Raw genomic sequence first — 21,487 nt, 5'->3', positions numbered from 1 at the left:
GTTTTCAGCTTTGTGCTGAAAACCTTTTTTGTCATGATAGAAAGGGATGGAAAAGGGTAAAATAACAAGCGGTTCATAGTTATTGCTTAATATCCTGAAAAAAACATGATAAAGTGAAGATACACGTATGATGTTAACGAGATAAAAGGGAACGATAGTATTGTCCTTTTTCTACATATTCTCTGCGGATTCGGTCCATGTCTTGGATATCTTCATCTGTTAACAGCCGAACGACTTTGGCTGGACGGCCAAAAGCGAGTGATCCTTTTGGGATGACCTTTCCTTGAGGGACAAGACTTCCTGCACCGATAAAGGCGCCTTCGCCAATCTCCGCACCATCGAGAATGATAGACCCCATGCCAATGAGGGCATTTTTTCGAATGATTGAGCTATGTAATGTGACTTGGTGTCCAATGGTAGCACCATCTTCAATAAGAAGTGTTTTTCCAGGACTTTGATGCAGGCACGATAAATCTTGAATGTTGACGTTCTTTCCAATTCTCACAGGGGCAACATCGCCTCTGATGACGGTTTGAAACCACACGCTCGAATATTCTCCAATTGTGACATCACCGGTAATGGTGGCGTTATCTGCGACAAAGACTGATTCATGAATCTCAGGTGTAAACTGATGATATGGATAAATCACTTTTTCGACTTCCTTTCTTAATACAACATTTGTGAGGTGTTTACTTTGTGGACTTGGCATGCTGAAAGACCAGTTGGTACAATTGTCATTGTACATGGTGCGAGTGAATATCACGGCCGATATAAATGGCTGATTGAAATGTGGCGGAATGCAGGCTATCACGTCGTCATGGGTGACTTGCCTGGACAAGGCACATCGACACGTGCGCGAGGCCACATTCGTTCGTTTCAAGAATACATTGATACAGTGGATGAATGGATCGAACATGCGAAATCATTCAGGCTTCCTACTTTTTTACTCGGCCACAGTATGGGTGGACTCATTTCAATTGAGTGGATGAAGCAGTATACCCATACGAAGTTGAATGGCCTTATTTTATCATCACCTTGTTTAGGTCTGCAATTTAAACCGAAGAAGCTGATGGATTTTGCGTCAAAAGGTCTAAATGTGCTGGCACCGTCTTTTAAAGTGGAGTCAGGTCTGACGATTGAATTAGCCACACGAAATCAGGCAGTGATTGAGGCAGACTCAAATGATTCTCTTTACGTGACAAAGGTGTCGGTTCGCTGGTATCGAGAGCTGATCAAAAATATCGATGCGGCGATGCAGCCGACGAATGTCTTTAAATCGATCCCGCTCCTTTTAATGCAGGCGGGAGATGATAAGATCGTCGATAAAACGAGGGTGATCAAATGGTTCAATGGCATAGAATCAACCAATAAATCATACCGTGAATGGGAAGAGCTGTATCACGAAATTTTTAATGAACCAGAAAGAGAAGAAGTGTTTAAGGCGGCGAGAGCCTTTACAGATCAATATATTTGATTGTGAGCTTTAAGTTGGGGGTGGAGTGATTTGTCAGTACCAGAGCGTCCTTTTGCACTGATGACAAAGGTGTATAAAGATATTTTTCCGCTTGTTCATCAGGAGCTGAAAAAGTGGCGGGCTCATGCAGAAATGATTGAAAATGAAGAACTGAGAACGCAGGCACTAGCGAGCATATCCAGTAAAACGTTTCACTGTGAAGGCGGAGGTATTTTATCTCTTCTAGCAGGTGAAGAGAAAGAAACGTGTATTGAATTCATAGTGGCGTACCAAACCATCAGTGATTACTTAGATAACCTATGTGACCGCAGCACGTCGCTTGATCCTAAGGATTTTCATATGCTGCATCAAGCGATGAGAGATGCGCTTGATATTCATGCTGAGCTCAAGCCATACTATCAATTCCGTGATGAACAAGAGGATCATGGATATTTACATGCGCTTGTCCGCACATGTCAAGACGTGCTTACCCGCGTTCGGCATTATCCGATCATTCAGCCATATTTACACACGCTGTGTGATTACTATAGTGACCTGCAAGTACATAAGCACGTCGTCCCTCATGAGCGTGTACCACGGCTAGAGTCATGGTTCCGCCAATATGAAAAAGATTTGCCGAAGATGGAATGGTATGAGTTTTCAGCTTGTGCGGGATCAACGTTAGGAATATTCTGTCTTGTGGCGTATGCGCTGCAGCCTGATTTTACAGAAAAGCAGGCGAAGCAAATTTACGAAAGCTATTTCCCTTATATTCAAGGTCTGCACATTTTACTCGATTATTTAATAGACCAAGAAGAGGACCGGCTTGGGGGAGATCTAAACTTTTGCTCATACTATAATTCTCATCATGAGATGATGGATAGACTTCAGCATTTTATCGAAAAAGCGGATGAGCAGCTGAAAGGCATTCCGCATGAAAACTTTCACAAATTGATTAACAGAGGGTTACTGGCGGTCTATTTGTCCGATGAAAAAGTGACAGCCCAAAAAGAGATGAACAAGCTGGCAAAGCGGCTGATCAAATCAAGCGGGAAAACATCGTTCTTTTTCTATATTAACGGAAGAGCCTATCGAACCTATCAGAAAATGCCTTGGATGAAATCATCATAAAAAAGAAGAAAAAAAGCTAAAATGCACATCATTTTAGCTTTTTTTCAATGGCGACCACAAACGGCGGGTCGTTTTGAATATTCATGTATTGATATGATAAAACTTGTACCTCTTCATGAGGCAGTGATCTGCAGTAGTCGAGAAGCACTTCTTTTTCCCTTTTACCTTCAGGATGTCCGTGGTAGATCACAAGGACGATCAGACCTCCGGGTTTGAGCCATTCCAGGAGCTGCTTGATGGCTTCAATGGTTGTATGAGCCTGAGTGGTGACGGCTTTATCGCCTCCGGGCAGATACCCAAGGTTAAACACTGCACCGGCTATTTGTCCATAAGCATACTTCGGAAGATGATCCGCCAGTTTTTCATGTCCATCATGGATGAGGTGAACGTAAGAATATTGACCGCCAAGCCTTTTGCTTGTCTGCTGCAAGGCTTCCTCTTGGACGTCGAATGCAAACACTTGTCCATCAGTTCCTACAAGGTCAGCTAAATAGAGTGTATCGTGGCCGTTGCCCATTGTTGCATCTATAACGATGTCGCCTTTTTGACAAGCGAGTTCTAACAGCTCTTTACTAAAAGGAAGCATGCGTTTCAAAATCATTTGGCTGCTTCTTCCAATCTGACGAAACGTTTCCCTTGGTAGCTGTTACGTCTTTCAAGCTCAGCATTAATGGCATTGAGGACTTCCCACTTGTTTACACTCCACATTGGACCAACCATTAATTCAATAGGACCGTCACCTGTAATACGATGAATAATCATTTCTGGCGGCAGAATCTCCAGCTGATCACAAACAAGCTGCACATATTCCTCTTGGCTTAAAAACTCAAGCTTTCCTTTTTCATATTGCTTGACCATTGGAGTCCCTTTTAAAAGGTGAAGCAAATGAATTTTAATTCCCTGCACATCTAAATCCGCAACAGCTTTTGCTGTTTCCATCATCATGTCCCGGTTTTCAAGAGGCAATCCATTGATGATATGTGAGCAGACACGAATTCCGTGTTTTCTCAGTTTTTCTACACCTTCAACGTAGCATTCATAATCATGAGCACGGTTGATGAGCATAGCTGTCCGTTCGTGTACCGTTTGAAGACCAAGCTCTACCCACAGGTAAGTGCGTTCGTTTAATTCGGCTAAATACTCCACTACGTCATCCGGCAGACAGTCAGGTCTTGTTGCAATGGATAGACCTACGACACCATCCAGATTCATGACGGTTTCATATTTTTCTTTTAGGACAGGAAGCGGTGCATGTGTGTTTGTATACGCCTGGAAATACGCCATGTATTTTCCGTCTTTCCATTTTGTATGCATCCGGTCTTTGATTTCGTTAAATTGAGTGATGAGATCATCAGCCCGGTTTCCTGCAAAATCACCAGATCCAGCGGCACTGCAAAATGTACAGCCGCCGTGGGCTACAGTACCATCACGGTTTGGGCAGTCAAAGCCGCCGTCTAAGGCTACTTTAAATACTTTATGGCCAAAGTGTTCACGCAAATGGTAGTTCCATGTGTGATAACGTTTTTCGCTGTTTGAATATAAAAAAGGGTTATGCTGATCCAAGTCAGTAACCTCCTTGCATAATAATAGGCATCCTTAAAGTTTAACAAAAATCACGAAGGAGGACAATTGAATCTGTCCAACATTTTCTTTAGTGAAAAAGCGTTACATGGGCAAAATAGGCGGGAGCGATAATGAAATGGAGGGAATGTAAGATGGCAACAAGGCAGTCGATCGATGAATTTATCCAAAAAAGTACGGAAACCCTTGAGTTTGCAAATGAACAATTTGATTTGAGCTCACGACAGGAACATTATAATGAGGAAGAATTTTCAAAAGCACAGCTCATGCTTGAGAATACAGTCAACGAATTAGAAAAATTAAAAGATGTCGCCAATGACCAGCAAAGAGAACGGTTAGACAGGGCGCGTGTTCAAATTCAGAGCTTGCAAAACCAAATGATTTTAGGGATTTCTTACGATAATGAATGATGAACAGATCCTTCTTTTAAGGGTCTGTTTTATTTTTTGGATGTTTTCGCAAAGATTGTTGTTTTGGATATCTATTTGTAATTGGTTTTATTCTGTTAAAATATGTTCTATAAAGAAATTGCAAATATCTTTAATCAAGGGGGTAGAAAAAATGTTGGAGACTCTTCCTAATTGGTTTTGGGCATTATATTACGTGTTTTTCTTAGCAACATTAGGAACTGCAATATTCAGTGTTGTGAAAAATAAACATAGGGGATTGTCCATTCTAACCATTGTATTTACTGTTACAATTCCGATTATTAGCCTGATAAATAGCATTGGTAGAGTAGAAGGAATGAATGAATTTGAACACTTATTTCGTCAATTGCAACAGGGTGAAGTTTGGTCTATCTTTACAGTTATAGGCTATATATTTTTATTAGTATGGTGGGTGCTAATCCTGTTCAAAAGCAAGTCCAAAAACCAAGTAATAGTATCTAATTAAAACCTTGTAGAGACCTTAATATTCGGGGTCTTTTATTATGCACTTCTCAACATCTCAACTGTACTATAATTAGATATTTGACACGCTAAAACAAGCATTTGCTCTACTCATTTTTCAAATGCTAAATTCTTTTCCTTATCAAGCCATCGGAACCAGTAGAGGTAGTTGTCCAAATATTTTGTTGCAACTCCTTGGGAACGCTCCATCCATTTATAGGTGATTATGGAAGTTATTAACGTGTTGAATGTGGTAAACCCCCTTCTTACACGCTGTTTTTGACGCTCATTGACTGTTTCGTGTTGTAATCGTGTTACTTGGCGAACTTTTTATAATTTGTTGCTGTATCAGTGCATAGCAAAGCAGAAGGGTGAATATACTCACCCTTCTGCTTTAACACGACCTGTTCCTGCCTTACGAGCAATTACACTTCCATTACGGTCTTGTGCTACGACAACAGATTTTAAGGTTAGAAATACCTCACTTTTCGTCCTTTTCTTCACGCTTTTTGGCTTTTCTATGGGTGATTTCTCGCCCCTTCATAGACTCACGAAAGAAAGTTTCATCATTTTCAACGATACCTTAAAGTTGATTAAATCCGAAACTGCCTGATGCGTTCAAGATTTTATGTCTCCAATAAAATGCGGTGGAAATGTGTTTTTTAAAGCCTTTATAACCCTCAACCATTAGTTCAATGTATTTTACCCATTTTTCTGGATAACGAGAGCCTGAGAATGATGTGTTGGTCATATCATTGAAGGATCTTCCACAATCGTTACACAGATAGCGTTGTCTTGAGCGATATTTCCCGTTCCGTTTAACGGATGATGTACTACCGCAATGAACTCACCCTAAACCAGAAGCAAATTTGGCTTCACGAATGCTTTTAAGTAGTTTCGTAATTTTATCTGGTTCGTCTGGAAACAAGTCTTGTTTCATTGCGTTAAACAAGGCTAATTGTTCTGATTTGGTTAAATCGCTGAACTCTTCATAAACATTTTCCCATATACTTAAACGCCTCTCGAATGCCCATTGTAACAACCTTTTAACAGTATAATCAAGAAAGCAACAATCTTTACGAAAACAGCCTAATTTTTTCTAGAGTCTCTTGACTTTTCAATTAAGTGTCTATATTGTATTAAGTGTACTACATCAACTAATACACTACAGACACTTAAAAAGTGGAGAAAGGTGTTCAACCATGAAAAAAGAAAAAAAGCCAATCAATTTAAAGTGGATGGTTCTGGCTGTTGCGTTAGCATGTACATTTTTTTTCGTTCTCGTTTTCATTGGTTTTGAAGTTCAAAAAGATTTGATACCCAATTCGTTTCCTTTAATGCAAGGACATGAACAAGCGATAGGACTGCAAAAGCATGAATGAGGAAAGAGGGAGCCATCATGATCCAAATAGATCCTAGAAGCGCTGCGCCAATATATGAACAAATCATTGAGCAGCTCAAAATTTTATGTTTAAAAGGCGTGATGAAGCCAGGTGACAAACTGCCCTCTGTCAGAGAGCTCGCCACCATTATTATTGCCAACCCAAACACTGTCAGTAAAGCGTATAAAGAGCTTGAGCGGGAAGGGATTATTGAAACTCTGCGAGGCCGCGGTACGTATGTAACAGAAGGTGCTCAGTTAAAGCTGAATGAAGGGAAGGTGCTCCAGATGAAAGAACAGTTAAGACAACTCATCATAGAAGCTCATTATGCCGGTATTAATATTCATCAACTCAAGGAATGGCTGGAAGAGATCGGCTCAAGTCTCAAAGGAGGAAAACAAGTTGATTGAGGTCAGAAATGTATCGAAGAAATTAAATGGACGCGAAGTACTCAGCAACGTATCCTTCAAAATAGGCGAAGGCGAGATTTTCGGTCTCCTTGGCCGGAATGGCTCTGGGAAAACAACGCTTCTCCGATTGATTCAGCAGATTCTTCTTCCCGATGAAGGAGAGATTTATTTTAAAGATGTGCTGGTGAAAGACCACCCTTTAGTGAAGCAAAATATTGTGTTTATGCCAGTCGTGAATCCATACTTTGACAGATACAATTACGGACAGCTTGTCCAGCTGTTAAAGCATATTTATCCGAGGTTTGACGTGACTTATGCCAATGAACTTGTGAACCGGTATGAAATTCCGGAAAAAGTAAAATATCGTGAATTGTCGACAGGGTTAAAGAAACAGCTGTCATTAATTTTAAGCTTTGCCATCAAACCAGCGGTCATTTTATTAGATGAGCCGACTGATGGAATTGATGCCGTCACAAGAAATGATGTTCTTCAGCTCATGATCGACGAAGTGGCAGAACGTGAAACAACGATTTTAATTACATCTCACCGTTTAGAGGATATTGAGCGTATGTGTAATCGAATCGGATTTTTAGAAGGAAATGAACTCACAAGTGTCATGGATTTAGATGAATTAAAAAATGACTATGTCAAAATCCAAATGGTCTTTGAAGAAGATATGAACTTAAGTATTCGAAAAAATAGTGTTGCGATTTTGGATCAAGCGGGCGTTTTCTATACAGCGCTTGTTCTAAAAACCGACGAAGAAGCTAAAGAGTACTTGAAGTCACTGAAGCCAAAAGTATGGCATGAACTGCCTGTGAATTTAGAAGAAGTATTCATTGCGAAGTTTGGAGGGAAACGCAGATGGTAAAGCGGCAATTATTATATAAGGAGTGGAAGCAATATGAGCTGACATTCATTTTAGTGATGCTTGTTGCGGTGTTTGCGACGCCATTATCCCTCTTAATGGATTACTCAACCTTTCAAGATTGTTTGAAAAATCCAGACTGTATAATGGATACAACAACATTCACCTATATGTTCAAGAAGGATGCATTTCTCTCACTTTCATGGGTAATGGGAATATATTTCGCTGTGATTCAGCTAGGGTTTGAGAGAAATAAAGGGCAGATGGACTTTACATTATCCTTGCCATTTAGCAGAAGTACCATCTTTCACTCCAAATTTTTCTTAGGTGCTGGCATCATCGCAAGCGTTCATGTTGTCTCATATCTTATCATTTATTTACTCAAATTAGGCCTTCAGCCAATAGAAACACCTGAGTTAAACAGTCGTTATTTTTATGCACTGTTGTCAGCTTTGATGATCTACAGTTTATTTTTTGCAGCAGGTACATTAACAGGAAGTGCTATATCCCAAGCAATCGTTGGATTCAGTACGTCCATTCTCCCATTTTTGTTAATTGGACTTCCGATCGTTCATTTAGATTTTATCTTTAGAACAAGTGAGAGGTGGATAGATACGAGCTTCAATTATTTGATATCGCCTATTTCACCAATTACTTATATTACAAATGACATTTATCAACAAGAATATCGACACTGGTTCAATGGTGAAGAATTCATCATTCCACTTGTCATGATGGTCATATTTTACCTAATTGGTTTGTTTAGCTTTATAAAACATCCAATTGAAAGAAATGGCCGCTTCTTCCTTTACTCAAGTATGGATAGACCTATTCAGATTATGGTCATTGTCTTCGGTGTTCTAGGATTTGGATGGTTTGGTTTTTCTTCAGATAATTCCATATTTGGTTATATCGTTGGTATGCTCATCGGTGGAGTCGTAGGCGCATTAACGAGTTATTTCTTAATCTATCGAAAAAGATAAACAGAGAGCAGGGGAGTAGAGATGATTCAGATTCAAGCATTAGATCACGAGTTTAAAATTGGTAAAAAAGGCAGGGAAAATGAAATTCCTGTGCTGAAAGGGATTGACCTCTCCATCAAAAGAGGCGACATTGCTTGTATTGTTGGACGAAGTGGTTCGGGGAAATCGACTTTATTGAACTTAATATCAGGCTATATTACGCCAACGAGCGGAAAAATTGTCATTGATGGAACTGATGTGACCGGCTTTAATGAAAAAGAATGGGCAGACTTTCGCTTAGATCACTTTGGCTTTATTTTTCAAAGCTTTCAGTTGATCGGGAGCTTAACAACGTATGAGAATGTTGAACTTCCACTCACTTTAAAAGGTGTGAAGCCGTCTGAACGAAAAGTGAAAGTAAAAGAAATGCTGAAACGAGTAGGACTCGAACATCATGCAGGACATTACCCGAATGAACTGTCAGGCGGACAGCAGCAGCGTGTGAGTATTGCAAGAGCCTTGATTTTAAATCCATCAATTATTTTAGCGGATGAACCAACAGGGAGTCTGGATTCAGAAACGGAAGGAGAAATTCTAGCCTTTATCCAGCAGCTCAATCGTGAAAAAGGAATTACATTTGTCATCATTACACATGACGATGAAGTCGCTTCAATCGCAGACACAACGTTCCAGCTTCACGATGGTGTATTAAAGAAAGGGGAACAATCCATTGAAATTTAGAGATCAGGTCAAATTCATTAGAAGAAATATGAAGAAAAATAGATTGCGTGTGTTTATGACCATTCTTGCGACAACAATGGCATGTTCTTTCTTAATCGTACTAGCGTCTGTTGGTTTTGGTTTGCAAAAATCAGCTCAAGATGAAATCATGAAGCAGCAAATCATCACAGAAATTAAAGTGTTAGGAAAAGAAAAAGGAGACGTCAAGATTGATGATTTAAAGAAATATGATCATGTGAAATCTGTTGTCTCAAGAACGGCGATCAATCCATCGGTTAACGTCGAGCTCGATAACCGTTCAAGTGAAACACAGGCTGCTTTGACCGATATGAAAGAAGAAAAAGAAGCAGGGCTTGAACTAGACCGAGGAAAAGTCCCAACATCAGCGAACGAAATTGTGGTCGGGTACCATATGGCGCAGCAACTGTGGACAAAAAAAGAACGCGAAGCCTATGAAAAAGAATTAAACCAGACGTCAAATGGGGAAGAAACACCGAAGGAGCCAAAAGGCTACACGAAGGATATTTTAAATAAAGTGATTCAAATCAAAGTGCCAAAACTAAATGAAGAAGGGGAAGTCGTCAAAGAAAAAACATTTGATTTCCGCGTAGTAGGTGTTTTGAAAAAGCCGAATTTGGAGTGGCAGGAGGATCATAAAATTCTGATTCCGAATGCTTATGAAAAAGAATTTGGTCAAATACTCGACCTGTCTCCTGAAGCAGGAAATGTCGAGAAAATGACTTCTGTTTATGCAGATAAATTCGACAATGTCGGTGCACTCACGAATAAACTGACAGATGAGGGCTATCAAGTCATCTCTGTGACGAACCAGCTTGAAGGAATGGATATGTTCTTTACGGTCTTCAAAATTGGACTCATTTTTGTCGGATGTATTGCAGTCATTATTTCTGCCATAGGAATTTTCAATACGATGACCATGGCGGTAACAGAGCGAACACAAGAGATTGGGATTATGAAAGCCATTGGCGCGAATCCATCCATTATCAAGCGAATGTTCCTAATGGAAAGTGCTTATATTGGAGTAATCGGATCAATCATCGGTATTATCATCTCATATTTGATTAGTTTCGCCGTTAATTTGATCATCCCAGCCATTTTGTCGTCCATGTCTGAGGGAGGATCAAGCGATCAATTCTCGATTACTTTTTCCTATATTCCACTCAGCCTTGTCATTACAGCGACAGTGATCAGCGCAGGGGTAGCGATCATCTCAGGGCTTAACCCGGCACGTAAGGCAACAAAAACGAATGTATTAGCAGCTTTAAGAAGAGAAATCTAAAAAAGAACCTCCTGAAAACCATTGGGCGCTCAGGAGGTTCTTTTTTATCTTAAATACACACCGCTATTGCTTAGGTGCCCTGTATCCGGCACGCTCTGCTTCTTCTACTGAGCAGAACATTTTGGTTACATTCTTTGTTCTAGAGTAGTATCTGCTGCTTGGTGTGTGGTAAATGCCATTGACACTTCCTTTAATGTTACAGGCAGCCGATTCTTTTTTTGTTTCCTTTTGTGATTCATGACCGCCTGTGCTTTTTCCTTCACCTTTAGGTGCGGAGCGCTGGACGGTGGAAGACTTCGTATCGCTGCTGCTATTCTTGTTTTCTTGTTTGAGTGTTTTATTGCTGGAGGTAAGCTTGTCTATTTTCTCTTCAAGCGATTGAATGGTCTTTTCTTGCTGTTTGACCGTTTCTTTTTCCGAGGTGATGGTTTCCAGCTTTTTTTCCAGCTTTTCTTTTTCCTTCTCCGCGTCTTCTAAAGAGGAGGTAAGCGACTCTTTATCAGCTTTTAAGCGCGAAATGTCAGATGAGAGTTCCTTTTGATCCTTTAACAGCTGTTCGGAAGATGGATCGGCTTGTGCCTTTGGTGCATTTCCAGCAGTAAGCGGTAATGACATAATGGAAAAGAAGAGACCAATGATCAAAAAAGGATAAAAAAGTTTCTTTGAAAAAATCAGCTCGTTCTTGTGTTTGAGTAAGAAGAAATTGACGGCATATCCGATGGCAAAACAAACACATAAAAGACCTATGATGAGTAACAACATATCTAACAGCCCCCTAAATTGCTATTTACACCTATCATACCTCATTTTTCCATTTTGGGGAGCGGTTCAATTAAACAAACCCTGTTTACACAGGGTTTTCCAGCGTGTAGACAAACCCTCGCATTCTTTGTCAGTCCTGCGTGCTGGTGCTCACGAATATCAAATTCGCTCCGCGCCAGTACTCGTCCTTCCTAGACTGCAAAGGTTTTCTATCACGCTGAAAAGAAGACAAAGGGCTAAAATAAAGATCATTTTAGCCCTTTGTCAACAATCTGAAAAACCCTGTTTACACAGGGTTTTCAGCTAATGCTAATCCTTTTATGGCTTCTTTTACTGTCAAATAAGTGATCGTATTCTGGAAATCTGTATCGAGGTCTTTCATTTTCAGCGCAAGCTGCGGCTTAATCCCAGTGATAATCAGTTCGGTTCCAGTTAGATTGAGAAGATGATGCAGTTTGAAAATACGTGCTGCGACGGAATCATCGACCTCGATTAAACCAGAAAGGTCGACAATTAAATAATCATCCTTTGAATCATCTAATATACAGGTTAACTTAGCGACAATGGCATCAAAGCGTTCTTCAGATAATTTTCCGATAAGCGGAAGAACAGATACACCATTTTTGATTGGGACGATTGGCGTCGAAAGAGAGGTGACTTCCTGTAAGGAATCTTCTAGGAGCTGTTCATATTCTTTCTGTTTCGTAATATCCTTTTGAAAACCAATGAAAAATGTTTTGTCATCTTGTTCAATGTATAGAGGATCTATATTGAGTTCATTCCAAAAAAAAGTGCCGTCTTTTTTATAATTTTTTAGCTGTGTGGTAATAGGTGTTTTGTTTTGAATTCCGTGGCGAATTAAAGCAAGCTGCTTTTGATCCGTGTCTTGTCCTTGAAGGAATCGACAATTACGACCAAGAATCTCATCTGGTTTGTATCCAGTCATTTGTGTAAAGCCGTGATTCACATAAACGATAGGGTTATCCTCTAAGGAAGGGTCTGTAATGACAACACCGATCCGCGCATGATCCAGCGCTTTTTTGATGAGTTCAAGCTGTTTTTGCAAGCCGAAAATGTTCGAGCTGACCATATTACCCTCCTTTGCTGCTATAAGACATATCAAATGGTTGTCTTTTCAACCAAATGAATCCTTTTAAACGTAACATAACATATGTTCTGTTTCAACGATTGCAAACGCTTTGTTAAATTTGTCATCATAGTTTGTCCTCCATTAGAATAGAGTAAGTAAGGAGACTTTTCATTAGAAAAAGAAGGAATCAATTACTCATCATTCATAAAATGACAAAAATAGTTAATATGGATTAGGTAAAAATGATTCCAATGCATCAAGATTGTTTTTGGGTCATTCACATATAATGGAAGAAACAAGCTTTTTTTCTTCGTTAGAGAGAATAGACCTTTTACATGGATTATGACGGAACAGCAGAATGGCATTACAGGGGGCTGGACAGCCTGAAGTCGCTTTACTATTCTAAGGGCTTTAGGAAGGTGATGAAAATGCTGCAACAAGTCATTATTGCTTGTGCCATTGGAGGGGTCATGGGCATTCTCGGTCACGTAAAGAAAAAAGGCAGGCTAGAGAAGCCCAGAATGACAAAAAAGTTTATTTACTTAGGGTTTATTGAAGATTGGCTCGTTGGGATGATTGCCGCTACACTGCTTGTCTTATCCTCAAATCCCGATTCTAGTCTGCACTTGATCATCTTATCCATTATTTCAGGTTACGGAGGAGAAGCAGTTCTGCGAAGCTTTGATTTTGTGAGAGAACAGCATTCACAGGATGCAGACTCCAACCGTCATAACCGATCTCCACACGAATAATATCCTCTACTTTACCCTAGTCTAGGGTACATTCCCATTGTATACAAACCTGCTTGCACTTATGATCATAATTCTATAAAATACTACTTAGATGACGGTTACGATAAGAACAGTGAAGAGGAGTAGTAGGAAAGCAGTATTTGTCTTTAGAGAATTGACGGCTGGTGAAAGTCAATCAAATCTGCTTCTGAACTCGCCTCAGAGTTGCAGTTGCGTTAAAGCTTCTGTCGCATGTCTGCGTTAAAGATATTAAGTGAGCGTACGAACAGCATGTTACGCTAACAAGGGTGGTACCGCGGGAACCAAAAAATCTCTCGTCCCTTTCCAGGGATGAGGGTTTTTTGTTGATTTTAGAAAAATCTGAATTCTTGCAGTGGTCATCTAAGCAGATAAAGCCGTACATATTAAAGGAGGTTTTCACATTGAGTTTTCAGCATCGGGAAATTGAAAAGAAGTGGCAGGATTATTGGCTGACACATAAAACATTCGCCACATCTGACTCGGAAGATAAACCGAAGTTTTATGCACTTGATATGTTTCCATATCCATCAGGAGCAGGGCTTCATGTCGGGCACCCTGAGGGCTATACAGCAACGGATATTCTATCACGCATGAAGCGTATGCAGGGATATGATGTTCTTCATCCAATGGGGTGGGACGCATTTGGTCTCCCGGCAGAACAGTATGCACTTGATACAGGAAATGACCCGGCGGCCTTTACAGAAGAGAACATCAATAACTTCCGCCGCCAAATTCAATCACTAGGGTTCTCGTATGATTGGGATCGAGAAATCAACACGACAGATCCGAATTACTACAAATGGACACAATGGATTTTCTTGAAATTGTATGAAAAAGGATTGGCCTATATCGATGAAGTACCAGTGAACTGGTGCCCAGCGCTTGGCACAGTGCTTGCAAATGAAGAAGTCATTGATGGAAAAAGTGAACGCGGAGGCCATCCTGTTGAAAGACGTCCTATGAAGCAGTGGATGCTAAAGATTACAGCATATGCGGACAGGCTGTTAGAAGATTTAGAGGACATTGATTGGCCTGAAAGCATCAAAGATATGCAGCGTAACTGGATCGGACGCTCTGAAGGAGCGCACGTTCATTTTGAAGTAGAAGGACATGACGAACAGTTTACGGTTTTCACAACGCGTCCTGATACACTATTTGGCGCAACATATGCAGTGCTTGCACCAGAGCATGCACTTGTTGAAAAAATTACATCAGATGCTCAAAAAGAAGCTGTCAAAGCGTATATCAAAGAGATTCAATCAAAGAGTGATTTAGAGCGGACAGATCTTGCTAAAACGAAGACAGGTATTTTCACAGGAGCGTATGCCATCAATCCTTTAAATGGTGAAAAGATGCCGATCTGGATTGCCGATTACGTGCTGGCGACTTATGGAACTGGAGCCATTATGGCGGTTCCTGCCCATGATGAACGTGACTATGAATTCGCCAAAACCTTTGATCTTCCAATTAAAGAAGTTGTAGAAGGCGGAGACATTGAAAAAGAAGCCTACACAGGTGATGGAAAGCACATTAACTCTGATTTCTTAAATGGCTTAGGAAAAGAAGAAGCGATTGAAAAAGCGATTGCATGGCTTGAAGAACATCAAAAAGGTGAAAAGAAAGTCACATATCGTTTAAGAGACTGGCTGTTCAGCCGTCAGCGCTACTGGGGTGAGCCGATTCCAATCATTCATTGGGAGGACGGAACATCTTCAGCCGTTTCAGAAGAAGAGCTTCCACTGATCTTGCCTAAGACATCTGAGATTAAGCCAAGTGGTACAGGTGAATCACCATTAGCCAATATTAAAGACTGGGTGGAGGTTGTAGATCCTGTTACAGGTAAAAAAGGCCGCCGCGAAACGAATACAATGCCGCAATGGGCAGGAAGCTGCTGGTATTTCTTACGTTATATTGATCCTCATAACACAGAAGAGCTTGCCTCTCCTGAGAAGCTGAAGAAATGGCTTCCAGTTGATGTGTATATCGGCGGAGCAGAACACGCTGTACTGCATCTTCTATATGCACGCTTCTGGCATAAGTTCTTGTATGATATCGGTGTTGTTCCAACAAAAGAACCTTTCATGAAATTATTTAACCAAGGCATGATTCTTGGGGAAAACAATGAAAAAATGAGTAAATCAAAAGGAAATGTGGTCAACCCAGATGATATCGTAGAATCCCATGGTGCGGATACATTACGACTTTATGAAATGTTCATGGGACCTTTAGATGCATCAATTGCTTGGTCTGAAACAGGACTTGATGGCGCTCGTCGTTTCCTTGATCGTGTATGGCGTCTCTTTACAAATGAAGATGGTTCACTCAGTGATAAAGTGACAGAGCAATCTGGCGGCGCATTAGAACGCAGCTATCATGAAACAGTTATGAAGGTAACGGATCATTATGAAGGCTTGCGTTTCAATACAGGAATTTCACAATTAATGGTGTTTATCAACGATGCCTATAAGGCGGATACACTGCCGAAAGAATATGCAGAAGGCTTTGTAAAGCTTCTTTCTCCAATTGCACCGCATTTAGCAGAAGAGCTTTGGAATAAACTTGGTCATGAAGGATCTATTTCTTATGAAGCATGGCCTCAATATGATGAGTCAAAGCTTGTCGACGATGAAGTAGAAATTGTCGTACAGCTTAACGGTAAAGTAAAAGCAAAATTAACCGTTCCTGCTGATGCAACAAGGGAGCAGTTAGAAGAGCTTGCGAAAAATGATGCACGTGTAAAAGAACAGCTTGAAGGGAAAACCATTCGTAAAGTGATTGCAGTTCCTGGGAAGCTTGTCAATATTGTTGCGAACTAATGATGACACCCATCGGTATGAACCGGTGGGTGTTCTTTATTTCCCGGGACATAATTTTGTCGAAAACAAGGTGATTCCCGCATCGGTCTCGTATTTTAACAGGTGATCAAGAAAATGAGGAGTGACGTCAATGGAAAAGGAAAGCAAACGTGAACAACTGCTCAGTCTGTTAGGAGAAATGCCAGAACGTCATCGCGTGGAGGCTTATACGTTAAAAATGGAGGAACGTGAATCATATGTAGTGGAAACACTCATTCTCTCCATAAATGGCGTAGAGGAAGTCCCCGCTTATTTCGTGAAACCGAAGGATACGGTGAAAAAAAGACCCGTTGTGCTGTTCCAGCATTCTCATGGCGGAGATTACGTGAATGGGAAGGAAGAGCTGTTAAAAGGTGCTCATTATTTGCAAGCGCCTTCATATGCAAAAGAGTTTACGTCTAAAGGATATAGTGTACTGGCCATTGATCATGCAGGGTTTGGTGAGAGAAGAGGAAGAACAGAAAGTGAAATTTTTAAGGAAATGCTTTTAACAGGAAAAGTGATGTGGGGCATGATGCTGTATGAAAGTATGTGTGCGGTTGATTATTTGCTGTCTCGACCTGATGTGCTGGCGGACCGGTTAGCTGTCTTTGGGATGTCAATGGGCGGTCTTCTTTCCTGGTGGACGGCTGCACTTGATGAGAGGGTCAGTGTATGTATTGATCTTTGCGCACAGGTGGACCATCATACATTAATTGAAACGAACAATTTGGACAGACATGGCTTTTATTACTATGTACCGAGCTTGGCGAAGCATTTTACAGCAGCGGACATTCAAGAAATGATTTTTCCAAGACCGCATTTAAGTTTGGTTGGAAAACTTGATCAGCTCACGCCTGCTGAAGGCGTTGGAAGAATTCAAAAAGTATTGAGTCAAACCTATGAAGCTGCTTCATTGAAAGAACGATATCAGCTTACCCGTCTTCATGCAGGTCATTTTGAAACAGCCGCTATGCGTCACGAGGCGACACGATTTTTGAAAAAGTGGCTGTAATCAAGAAACGCTTGGACATACTACGTCAAAAGAAAGGAGAAGATATATGGAAAAAATCACCATCATTGGAGGATGCGGTGTGATTGGACGTCTTTTAACAAAATCGCTCTCTACTGAGTACAGCGTCACGATTGTTGATCTAACGAGCTGTGTAGAAGGAGTCATTTTAGCCGATGCAGCGAATGAACAAAATGTATATGAGGCAATTCCGCAGGATACAGATGTCATCTTGCATCTTCTAAACATGGACATGACGCATGATGTGATGGATCATGGAGAATTTGCAAAAATGACTGATATTTTTTGGAGAAGTACCTATTATATGTTTCGTTCAGCCGCGCGGCATGGCATACGAAAAGTCATTTTTGCAAGCAGCAACCATGTGACGGATCGTTATGAAGAGGATGGACGCTCCTTACTTGGACGGCAGATTACAACTGACGATGTGCCTGCGACTAAAAATGTTTATGGTATTTTAAAGTTTGCTTCCGAGCAGCTGGGACGTTTGTTCCACGATCAATCGGGAATGTCTGTCATCAATTTAAGAATTGGAACAGTTGTCACAGATGAGATGAAGGCATTACACAAAAAGCCAAGAACAAAAAGAACCCTGCTGTCACATGAGGATCTTACAGGTATGATAAAGGCAGCGATTGAAACGGATATTCCCTTTGGGACCTATTATGCTGTATCAGAGAATGAAGAAAAGCCGTGGTCTACTGAGAAAACGAAGCAGGAGTTAGGCTATGAACCAGATGTCAATACGACGGAAATCCTCGAAGAAAATGATCGAGCATAAGGCATAATCATGTCATGAGCTAATGATCTTATTCTTTTGTTTCAAGAGCATAAAAGCACGGCTGACATGATCTATCCAGTTGGTCTGTCAAAATGATTATAGACGCTTTCTTCCCCCGTTTGTTACATTTTAATCACGATATCGTCACAGGCTGCAGCTTACTTTCAGATGAAATGATAACGCTTTCAAAGAAAGGGTGTGATGAACATAGATCGTTCTATTAAAGACCGATTGTTCAATTTATTTAATTACTCTTTTCTACTCATGTTCGCATTAATATGTGTGCTTCCGTTCATCCATGTCATTGCCGCCTCTTTTGCAACAGTAGAAGAGGTCATCACGAAGAAGTTTATCTTGTTCCCGACGACGTTTTCTTTAGAGGCATATCGATATATTTTTTCTACAGATATTGTGTATCGCAGCCTCATTGTGTCCATTCTTGTGACGCTCGTTGGAACAGCTGTCAGTATGTTTTTGTCTTCGCTTATGGCATACGGGCTGTCTCGTCAGGAGCTAAAAGGCCGGAGAACACTGATGTTTCTCGTTGTTTTCACGATGCTGTTTAGCGGAGGTATGATTCCGACGTTTATTGTGGTGAAAACACTCGGTCTGCTTGATACCTATTGGTCACTGATTTTTCCGGTTGCAATCAATGCGTTCAACTTAATCATTTTGAAAAACTTCTTTCAAAACATACCGGCAAGCCTTGAGGAATCAGCGAAGATGGACGGCTGTAACGATTTAGGGATTTTCTTTAAAATTGTGCTCCCACTTTCTCTGCCTGCCATTGCAACCATTTCACTTTTTTATGCCGTGACGTATTGGAATACGTATATGACCGCCATTCTATATTTAAATGATTCAATGAAATGGCCGATTCAAGTGCTGCTGAGACAGATTGTCATTGTCTCAAGCGGTATGCAGGGAGATATGTCGGATATGGGCTCATCCACCCCACCGCCAGATCAGACGATTAAAATGGCTGTGATTGTTGTGGCAACCATTCCAGTTCTGCTTGTCTATCCATTTATACAAAAGCATTTCAACAAAGGGGCATTACTAGGTTCTGTAAAGGGTTAAAAAGATGGAACAACGGAGGGATCATATGGGGAGAAAGAAATTATGGCTGATTGCGTTTGTCCTGTTATTTGCAGCAAGCGGTATTCTGTCAGCATGTTCAAGTAAAGGGGCAAACTCATCAGATGAGAAGGTTGATTTAGACAAAAAGGTAAAGCTGACATGGATGGCGATTTTGTATCATCAGCAGCCGCCGAAGGATTCGGTTTTAAAAGAGATTGAAAAACTCACAAATACAGAGCTTGATATTACATGGGTGCCTGATGCAGTGAAGGAAGATCGTCTAAACTCCGCACTTGCAGCAGGGAATTTGCCGCAAATTGTGACGATTCAAGACATTAAAAATTCGTCTGCGATTAATGCGTTCAGATCAGGCATGTTTTGGGAAGTCGGTCCGTATTTAAAGGATTATCCAAATTTAAGTAAGATGAACGAACTGATTAATAAAAACGCCTCTATAGACGGCAAGCTTTATGGCATCTATAGAGAAAGACCACTTTCAAGACAAGGGATTGTCATTCGAAAGGATTGGCTTGAAAATTTAAATTTGGATACACCAAAAACATTGGATGATCTGTATGAAGTGGCCAAAGCCTTTACGGAAAAAGACCCGAATCAAAACGGAAAAGCCGATACAATTGGTTTTACAGATCGTAACGATTTAATTTATGGCGCATTTAAAACACTTGGTTCATATGAAGGAATGCCGACAGACTGGAAAGAAGAAAACGGGAAATTCACGCCGGACTTTATGACAGATGAGTACATGAATACAATGAAATACATGAAAAAGCTGCGCGACAATGGCTATATCAACAAAGACTTCCCAGTGACAAGCAAAACACAGCAGCAGGAATTATTCTCACAAGGAAAAGCAGGCATCTATGTTGGAAATATGGTAGATGCCGTGAACCTGAGAGATGATGCGACAGATAAAAACATGAAAGTAGATATTATCAACCGAATCAAAGGCCCAGATGGCAAAGAACGTGTGTGGGCATCAGGGGGGCATAATGGCATCTTCGCATTCCCTAAAACAAGCGTGAAATCAGAGGCGGAATTAAAGCGGATTTTGGCCTTCTTTGACCGCATTGCCGAAGAAGATGTATATGGTCTCATGACGTATGGTATAGATGGCAAGCATTATAAAAAAGAAGAAGGAAATGCATTTGTCAGGGAAGAAAGCCAAGTGAAAGGCTGGCAGACAGATGTACAGCCGCTTGTCAGTCTTGTAGGCATTGATAAACGTTACTTGAAAAATAAAGGGGATGCAGTTCGTTCTAAATATGAAGAGCTAGAAGAAGACAATCAAAACATCATCGTTGCCAATCCTGCTGAAAGCCTGTATTCAGAAACTGCATCAGAGCGAGGAAACGAATTGAAGAAAATCATCGATGATGCGACGTATAAGTTCATTCTTGGAGACATCAATGAAGATCAATTTCAGAAGGGTGTAGAGAAGTGGAAATCAAATGGCGGGAATAAAATCATAGAAGAATATGAAGCTTCCTTTAAAAAATCAAAATGACCAATAGGAATACCCCCGCAAAGCAAAAAAGCGGGGGTGTTTTCATTAAAAGTCGAAGTGATCTGGATCTGGACCGATACGTTTGTTTTCATTTAAGTCAGAAAGACGTTTCATATCTTCATCAGATAAGACAAAGTCAAATATATCAGCGTTTTCCTTTAAACGATGTGCTTTCGTTGATTTTGGGATGGTGATGACAGCTTTTTGTACATCCCAGCGCAAAATAATTTGAGCAGGTGTTTTACCGTATGTGTCTGCGAGCTCTGTGATCAGCGGGTGATGCAGCAGTTCACCCTGCATCAGCGGTGACCAAGCTTCCATTTGAATGCCATGAGAGTTCAAATACGTAGAGAGTGTTTCCTGCGTTAGTTTTGGATGAAATTCTACTTGGTTGATCGCTGGTTTGATGTCTGCATCTTTTAATAGCTCGTCTAGGTGATGCGGCTGGAAGTTGCTCACTCCGATGGCTCTGACCTTTCCTTCACGATACAAGGTTTCCAGTGCACGCCAAGCTTCTTTGTATTTTCCTTCAACCGGCCAATGGATTAAATACAGATCAAGGTAGTCAAGCTGAAGCTTTTTTAAGCTTTCTTCGTATGCATTTAGGGTAGATTCATATCCTAAATCGGCATTCCACACTTTTGAGGTGACAAAGATATCCTCTCGGCGCAGTCCTGTTTCTGCTAAACCAAGCTGTATGCCTCGTCCAACACCTTCTTCATTTCCATAAATAGCTGCTGTATCAATACTGCGATAGCCTAATTGAATGGCTGTTTTGACAGCATCAACTAATTCTGCTCCATCTTCCACCTTGAATACCCCAAGGCCAAAGCCTGGCATGCGGACCCCATTGTTTAATGTTTTTGTACTTTGTAAATGTTCCATCATAAA

22 protein-coding genes, 1 pseudogene and 1 other annotated feature are annotated in these 21,487 nt (G+C 40.7%); of the genes and pseudogenes, 16 read left to right on the top strand and 7 right to left on the bottom strand.

Annotation, left to right across the window (positions count from 1 at the left end):
* Positions 1-133 precede the first annotated feature (133 nt).
* The gene (locus M1D81_RS14255) at positions 134-649 is read right to left on the bottom strand and encodes a gamma carbonic anhydrase (RefSeq protein WP_024426216.1); all 516 of its coding nucleotides are present in this window, start codon (positions 647-649) and stop codon (positions 134-136) included.
* Positions 650-694: 45 nt separating this feature from the next.
* Here M1D81_RS14255 and M1D81_RS14250 point away from each other — a divergent pair, with 45 nt between their 5' ends.
* Together M1D81_RS14250 and M1D81_RS14245 are read left to right on the top strand one after the other, a co-directional pair.
* A complete protein-coding gene (locus tag M1D81_RS14250; protein ID WP_456266558.1) occupies positions 695-1,474 on the top strand; it encodes an alpha/beta hydrolase in 780 nt (259 codons plus the stop codon).
* 30 nt (positions 1,475-1,504) lie between these two features.
* Positions 1,505-2,584, top strand: a complete 1,080-nt coding sequence (locus M1D81_RS14245; protein ID WP_456266559.1) for a tetraprenyl-beta-curcumene synthase family protein — start codon at positions 1,505-1,507, stop codon at positions 2,582-2,584.
* 28 nt (positions 2,585-2,612) lie between these two features.
* Here M1D81_RS14245 and M1D81_RS14240 read toward each other — a convergent pair whose 3' ends face one another.
* Both M1D81_RS14240 and M1D81_RS14235 read right to left on the bottom strand, forming a co-directional pair.
* The gene (locus tag M1D81_RS14240) at positions 2,613-3,185 is read right to left on the bottom strand and encodes a class I SAM-dependent methyltransferase (RefSeq protein ID WP_456266561.1); all 573 of its coding nucleotides are present in this window, start codon (positions 3,183-3,185) and stop codon (positions 2,613-2,615) included.
* Positions 3,182-4,147, bottom strand: coding sequence for a TIGR01212 family radical SAM protein (locus M1D81_RS14235; RefSeq protein ID WP_017358356.1), 966 nt, complete (start codon positions 4,145-4,147; stop codon positions 3,182-3,184). Before M1D81_RS14235 ends, M1D81_RS14240 begins: the two co-directional genes overlap by 4 nt.
* Positions 4,148-4,299: 152 nt before the next feature.
* Between M1D81_RS14235 and M1D81_RS14230 the strand changes: the two genes are divergently transcribed.
* Both M1D81_RS14230 and M1D81_RS14225 read left to right on the top strand, forming a co-directional pair.
* Positions 4,300-4,575: a YtzC family protein gene (locus M1D81_RS14230; protein WP_024424902.1), complete on the top strand. Its 276-nt coding sequence runs from the start codon at positions 4,300-4,302 to the stop codon at positions 4,573-4,575.
* Between the two features lie 151 nt (positions 4,576-4,726).
* Positions 4,727-5,059, top strand: coding sequence for a hypothetical protein (locus tag M1D81_RS14225; protein ID WP_456266562.1), 333 nt, complete (start codon positions 4,727-4,729; stop codon positions 5,057-5,059).
* 35 nt (positions 5,060-5,094) lie between these two features.
* Here M1D81_RS14225 and M1D81_RS14220 read toward each other — a convergent pair.
* Positions 5,095-6,064 (bottom strand): annotated as a pseudogene (locus M1D81_RS14220) (IS1595 family transposase).
* 193 nt (positions 6,065-6,257) lie between these two features.
* Between M1D81_RS14220 and M1D81_RS14215 the strand changes: the two are divergent.
* Genes M1D81_RS14215 through M1D81_RS14190 form a run of 6 tightly spaced genes read left to right on the top strand, consistent with a single transcriptional unit; the run spans position 6,258 to position 10,718 of the window.
* A complete protein-coding gene (locus M1D81_RS14215) occupies positions 6,258-6,437 on the top strand; it encodes a hypothetical protein (RefSeq protein ID WP_456266563.1) in 180 nt (59 codons plus the stop codon).
* A gap of 17 nt (positions 6,438-6,454) precedes the next feature.
* Positions 6,455-6,847 (top strand): GntR family transcriptional regulator, encoded by a 393-nt coding sequence (locus M1D81_RS14210; RefSeq protein WP_456266564.1) that lies wholly within the window; start codon positions 6,455-6,457, stop codon positions 6,845-6,847.
* Positions 6,840-7,718 carry an ATP-binding cassette domain-containing protein gene (locus M1D81_RS14205; protein WP_456266565.1) on the top strand — a complete coding sequence of 293 codons (879 nt, stop codon included), beginning with the start codon at positions 6,840-6,842 and terminating at the stop codon, positions 7,716-7,718. The genes M1D81_RS14210 and M1D81_RS14205 overlap by 8 nt, the downstream gene beginning before the upstream one ends.
* The gene (locus M1D81_RS14200; RefSeq protein ID WP_456266566.1) at positions 7,712-8,698 is read left to right on the top strand and encodes an ABC transporter permease subunit; all 987 of its coding nucleotides are present in this window, start codon (positions 7,712-7,714) and stop codon (positions 8,696-8,698) included. Before M1D81_RS14205 ends, M1D81_RS14200 begins: the two co-directional genes overlap by 7 nt.
* A gap of 21 nt (positions 8,699-8,719) precedes the next feature.
* Entirely contained in the window at positions 8,720-9,418 is a 699-nt protein-coding gene (locus M1D81_RS14195; RefSeq protein ID WP_456266567.1) for an ABC transporter ATP-binding protein, read from the top strand.
* Positions 9,408-10,718 carry an ABC transporter permease gene (locus M1D81_RS14190; protein WP_144471454.1) on the top strand — a complete coding sequence of 437 codons (1,311 nt, stop codon included), beginning with the start codon at positions 9,408-9,410 and terminating at the stop codon, positions 10,716-10,718. Before M1D81_RS14195 ends, M1D81_RS14190 begins: the two co-directional genes overlap by 11 nt.
* Before the next feature lie 63 nt (positions 10,719-10,781).
* Here the strand turns inward: M1D81_RS14190 and M1D81_RS14185 are convergent, their stop codons facing one another.
* The gene (locus tag M1D81_RS14185; RefSeq protein WP_456266568.1) at positions 10,782-11,480 is read right to left on the bottom strand and encodes a sunset domain-containing protein; all 699 of its coding nucleotides are present in this window, start codon (positions 11,478-11,480) and stop codon (positions 10,782-10,784) included.
* Positions 11,481-11,766: 286 nt separating this feature from the next.
* A complete protein-coding gene (locus tag M1D81_RS14180) occupies positions 11,767-12,570 on the bottom strand; it encodes a PAS domain-containing protein (protein ID WP_456266569.1) in 804 nt (267 codons plus the stop codon).
* A gap of 422 nt (positions 12,571-12,992) precedes the next feature.
* Between M1D81_RS14180 and M1D81_RS14175 the strand changes: the two genes are divergently transcribed.
* The 6 genes from M1D81_RS14175 to M1D81_RS14150 all read left to right on the top strand — a co-directional run bounded on the left by M1D81_RS14175 (position 12,993) and on the right by M1D81_RS14150 (position 20,596).
* On the top strand, positions 12,993-13,322 hold the full coding sequence (locus M1D81_RS14175; RefSeq protein ID WP_456267108.1) for a DUF4257 domain-containing protein: 330 nt from the start codon (positions 12,993-12,995) through the stop codon (positions 13,320-13,322).
* Positions 13,323-13,425: 103 nt separating this feature from the next.
* Positions 13,426-13,647 (top strand) — a binding site (T-box leader).
* Positions 13,648-13,744: 97 nt separating this feature from the next.
* Entirely contained in the window at positions 13,745-16,159 is a 2,415-nt protein-coding gene (gene leuS, locus M1D81_RS14170; protein WP_456266570.1) for a leucine--tRNA ligase, read from the top strand.
* Between the two features lie 130 nt (positions 16,160-16,289).
* The gene (locus M1D81_RS14165) at positions 16,290-17,192 is read left to right on the top strand and encodes a dienelactone hydrolase family protein (protein ID WP_456266571.1); all 903 of its coding nucleotides are present in this window, start codon (positions 16,290-16,292) and stop codon (positions 17,190-17,192) included.
* A gap of 46 nt (positions 17,193-17,238) precedes the next feature.
* Positions 17,239-17,991 carry an NAD-dependent epimerase/dehydratase family protein gene (locus M1D81_RS14160; protein WP_456266572.1) on the top strand — a complete coding sequence of 251 codons (753 nt, stop codon included), beginning with the start codon at positions 17,239-17,241 and terminating at the stop codon, positions 17,989-17,991.
* 219 nt (positions 17,992-18,210) lie between these two features.
* The gene (locus M1D81_RS14155; RefSeq protein WP_456267109.1) at positions 18,211-19,071 is read left to right on the top strand and encodes a carbohydrate ABC transporter permease; all 861 of its coding nucleotides are present in this window, start codon (positions 18,211-18,213) and stop codon (positions 19,069-19,071) included.
* Between the two features lie 25 nt (positions 19,072-19,096).
* A complete protein-coding gene (locus M1D81_RS14150) occupies positions 19,097-20,596 on the top strand; it encodes an extracellular solute-binding protein (RefSeq protein WP_456266573.1) in 1,500 nt (499 codons plus the stop codon).
* Positions 20,597-20,641: 45 nt separating this feature from the next.
* Here the strand turns inward: M1D81_RS14150 and M1D81_RS14145 are convergent, their stop codons facing one another.
* Complete coding sequence (locus tag M1D81_RS14145; RefSeq protein ID WP_456266574.1) at positions 20,642-21,484, bottom strand: aldo/keto reductase; 843 nt, start codon at positions 21,482-21,484, stop codon at positions 20,642-20,644.
* Positions 21,485-21,487: the final 3 nt, after the last annotated feature.

This window comes from Bacillus sp. JZ105 (assembly GCF_053903125.1).
The sequence above is the reverse complement of the archived record's forward strand: the minus strand, read 5'-3'. Positions and strand labels throughout refer to the sequence as shown.

What these genes read in the sequence shown, in the direction of transcription:
- M1D81_RS14240 (WP_456266561.1), bottom strand. Translation starts at nt 3,185, where the DNA reads ATGATTTTGAAACGCATGCTTCCTTTTAGTAAAGAGCTGTTAGAACTC.
- M1D81_RS14230 (WP_024424902.1), top strand. Translation starts at nt 4,300, where the DNA reads ATGGCAACAAGGCAGTCGATCGATGAATTTATCCAAAAAAGTACGGAA.
- M1D81_RS14225 (WP_456266562.1), top strand. Translation starts at nt 4,727, where the DNA reads ATGTTGGAGACTCTTCCTAATTGGTTTTGGGCATTATATTACGTGTTT.
- M1D81_RS14215 (WP_456266563.1), top strand. Translation starts at nt 6,258, where the DNA reads ATGAAAAAAGAAAAAAAGCCAATCAATTTAAAGTGGATGGTTCTGGCT.
- M1D81_RS14210 (WP_456266564.1), top strand. Translation starts at nt 6,455, where the DNA reads ATGATCCAAATAGATCCTAGAAGCGCTGCGCCAATATATGAACAAATC.
- M1D81_RS14200 (WP_456266566.1), top strand. Translation starts at nt 7,712, where the DNA reads ATGGTAAAGCGGCAATTATTATATAAGGAGTGGAAGCAATATGAGCTG.
- M1D81_RS14195 (WP_456266567.1), top strand. Translation starts at nt 8,720, where the DNA reads ATGATTCAGATTCAAGCATTAGATCACGAGTTTAAAATTGGTAAAAAA.
- M1D81_RS14185 (WP_456266568.1), bottom strand. Translation starts at nt 11,480, where the DNA reads ATGTTGTTACTCATCATAGGTCTTTTATGTGTTTGTTTTGCCATCGGA.
- M1D81_RS14180 (WP_456266569.1), bottom strand. Translation starts at nt 12,570, where the DNA reads ATGGTCAGCTCGAACATTTTCGGCTTGCAAAAACAGCTTGAACTCATC.
- M1D81_RS14175 (WP_456267108.1), top strand. Translation starts at nt 12,993, where the DNA reads ATGAAAATGCTGCAACAAGTCATTATTGCTTGTGCCATTGGAGGGGTC.
- M1D81_RS14165 (WP_456266571.1), top strand. Translation starts at nt 16,290, where the DNA reads ATGGAAAAGGAAAGCAAACGTGAACAACTGCTCAGTCTGTTAGGAGAA.
- M1D81_RS14160 (WP_456266572.1), top strand. Translation starts at nt 17,239, where the DNA reads ATGGAAAAAATCACCATCATTGGAGGATGCGGTGTGATTGGACGTCTT.
- M1D81_RS14150 (WP_456266573.1), top strand. Translation starts at nt 19,097, where the DNA reads ATGGGGAGAAAGAAATTATGGCTGATTGCGTTTGTCCTGTTATTTGCA.
- M1D81_RS14145 (WP_456266574.1), bottom strand. Translation starts at nt 21,484, where the DNA reads ATGATGGAACATTTACAAAGTACAAAAACATTAAACAATGGGGTCCGC.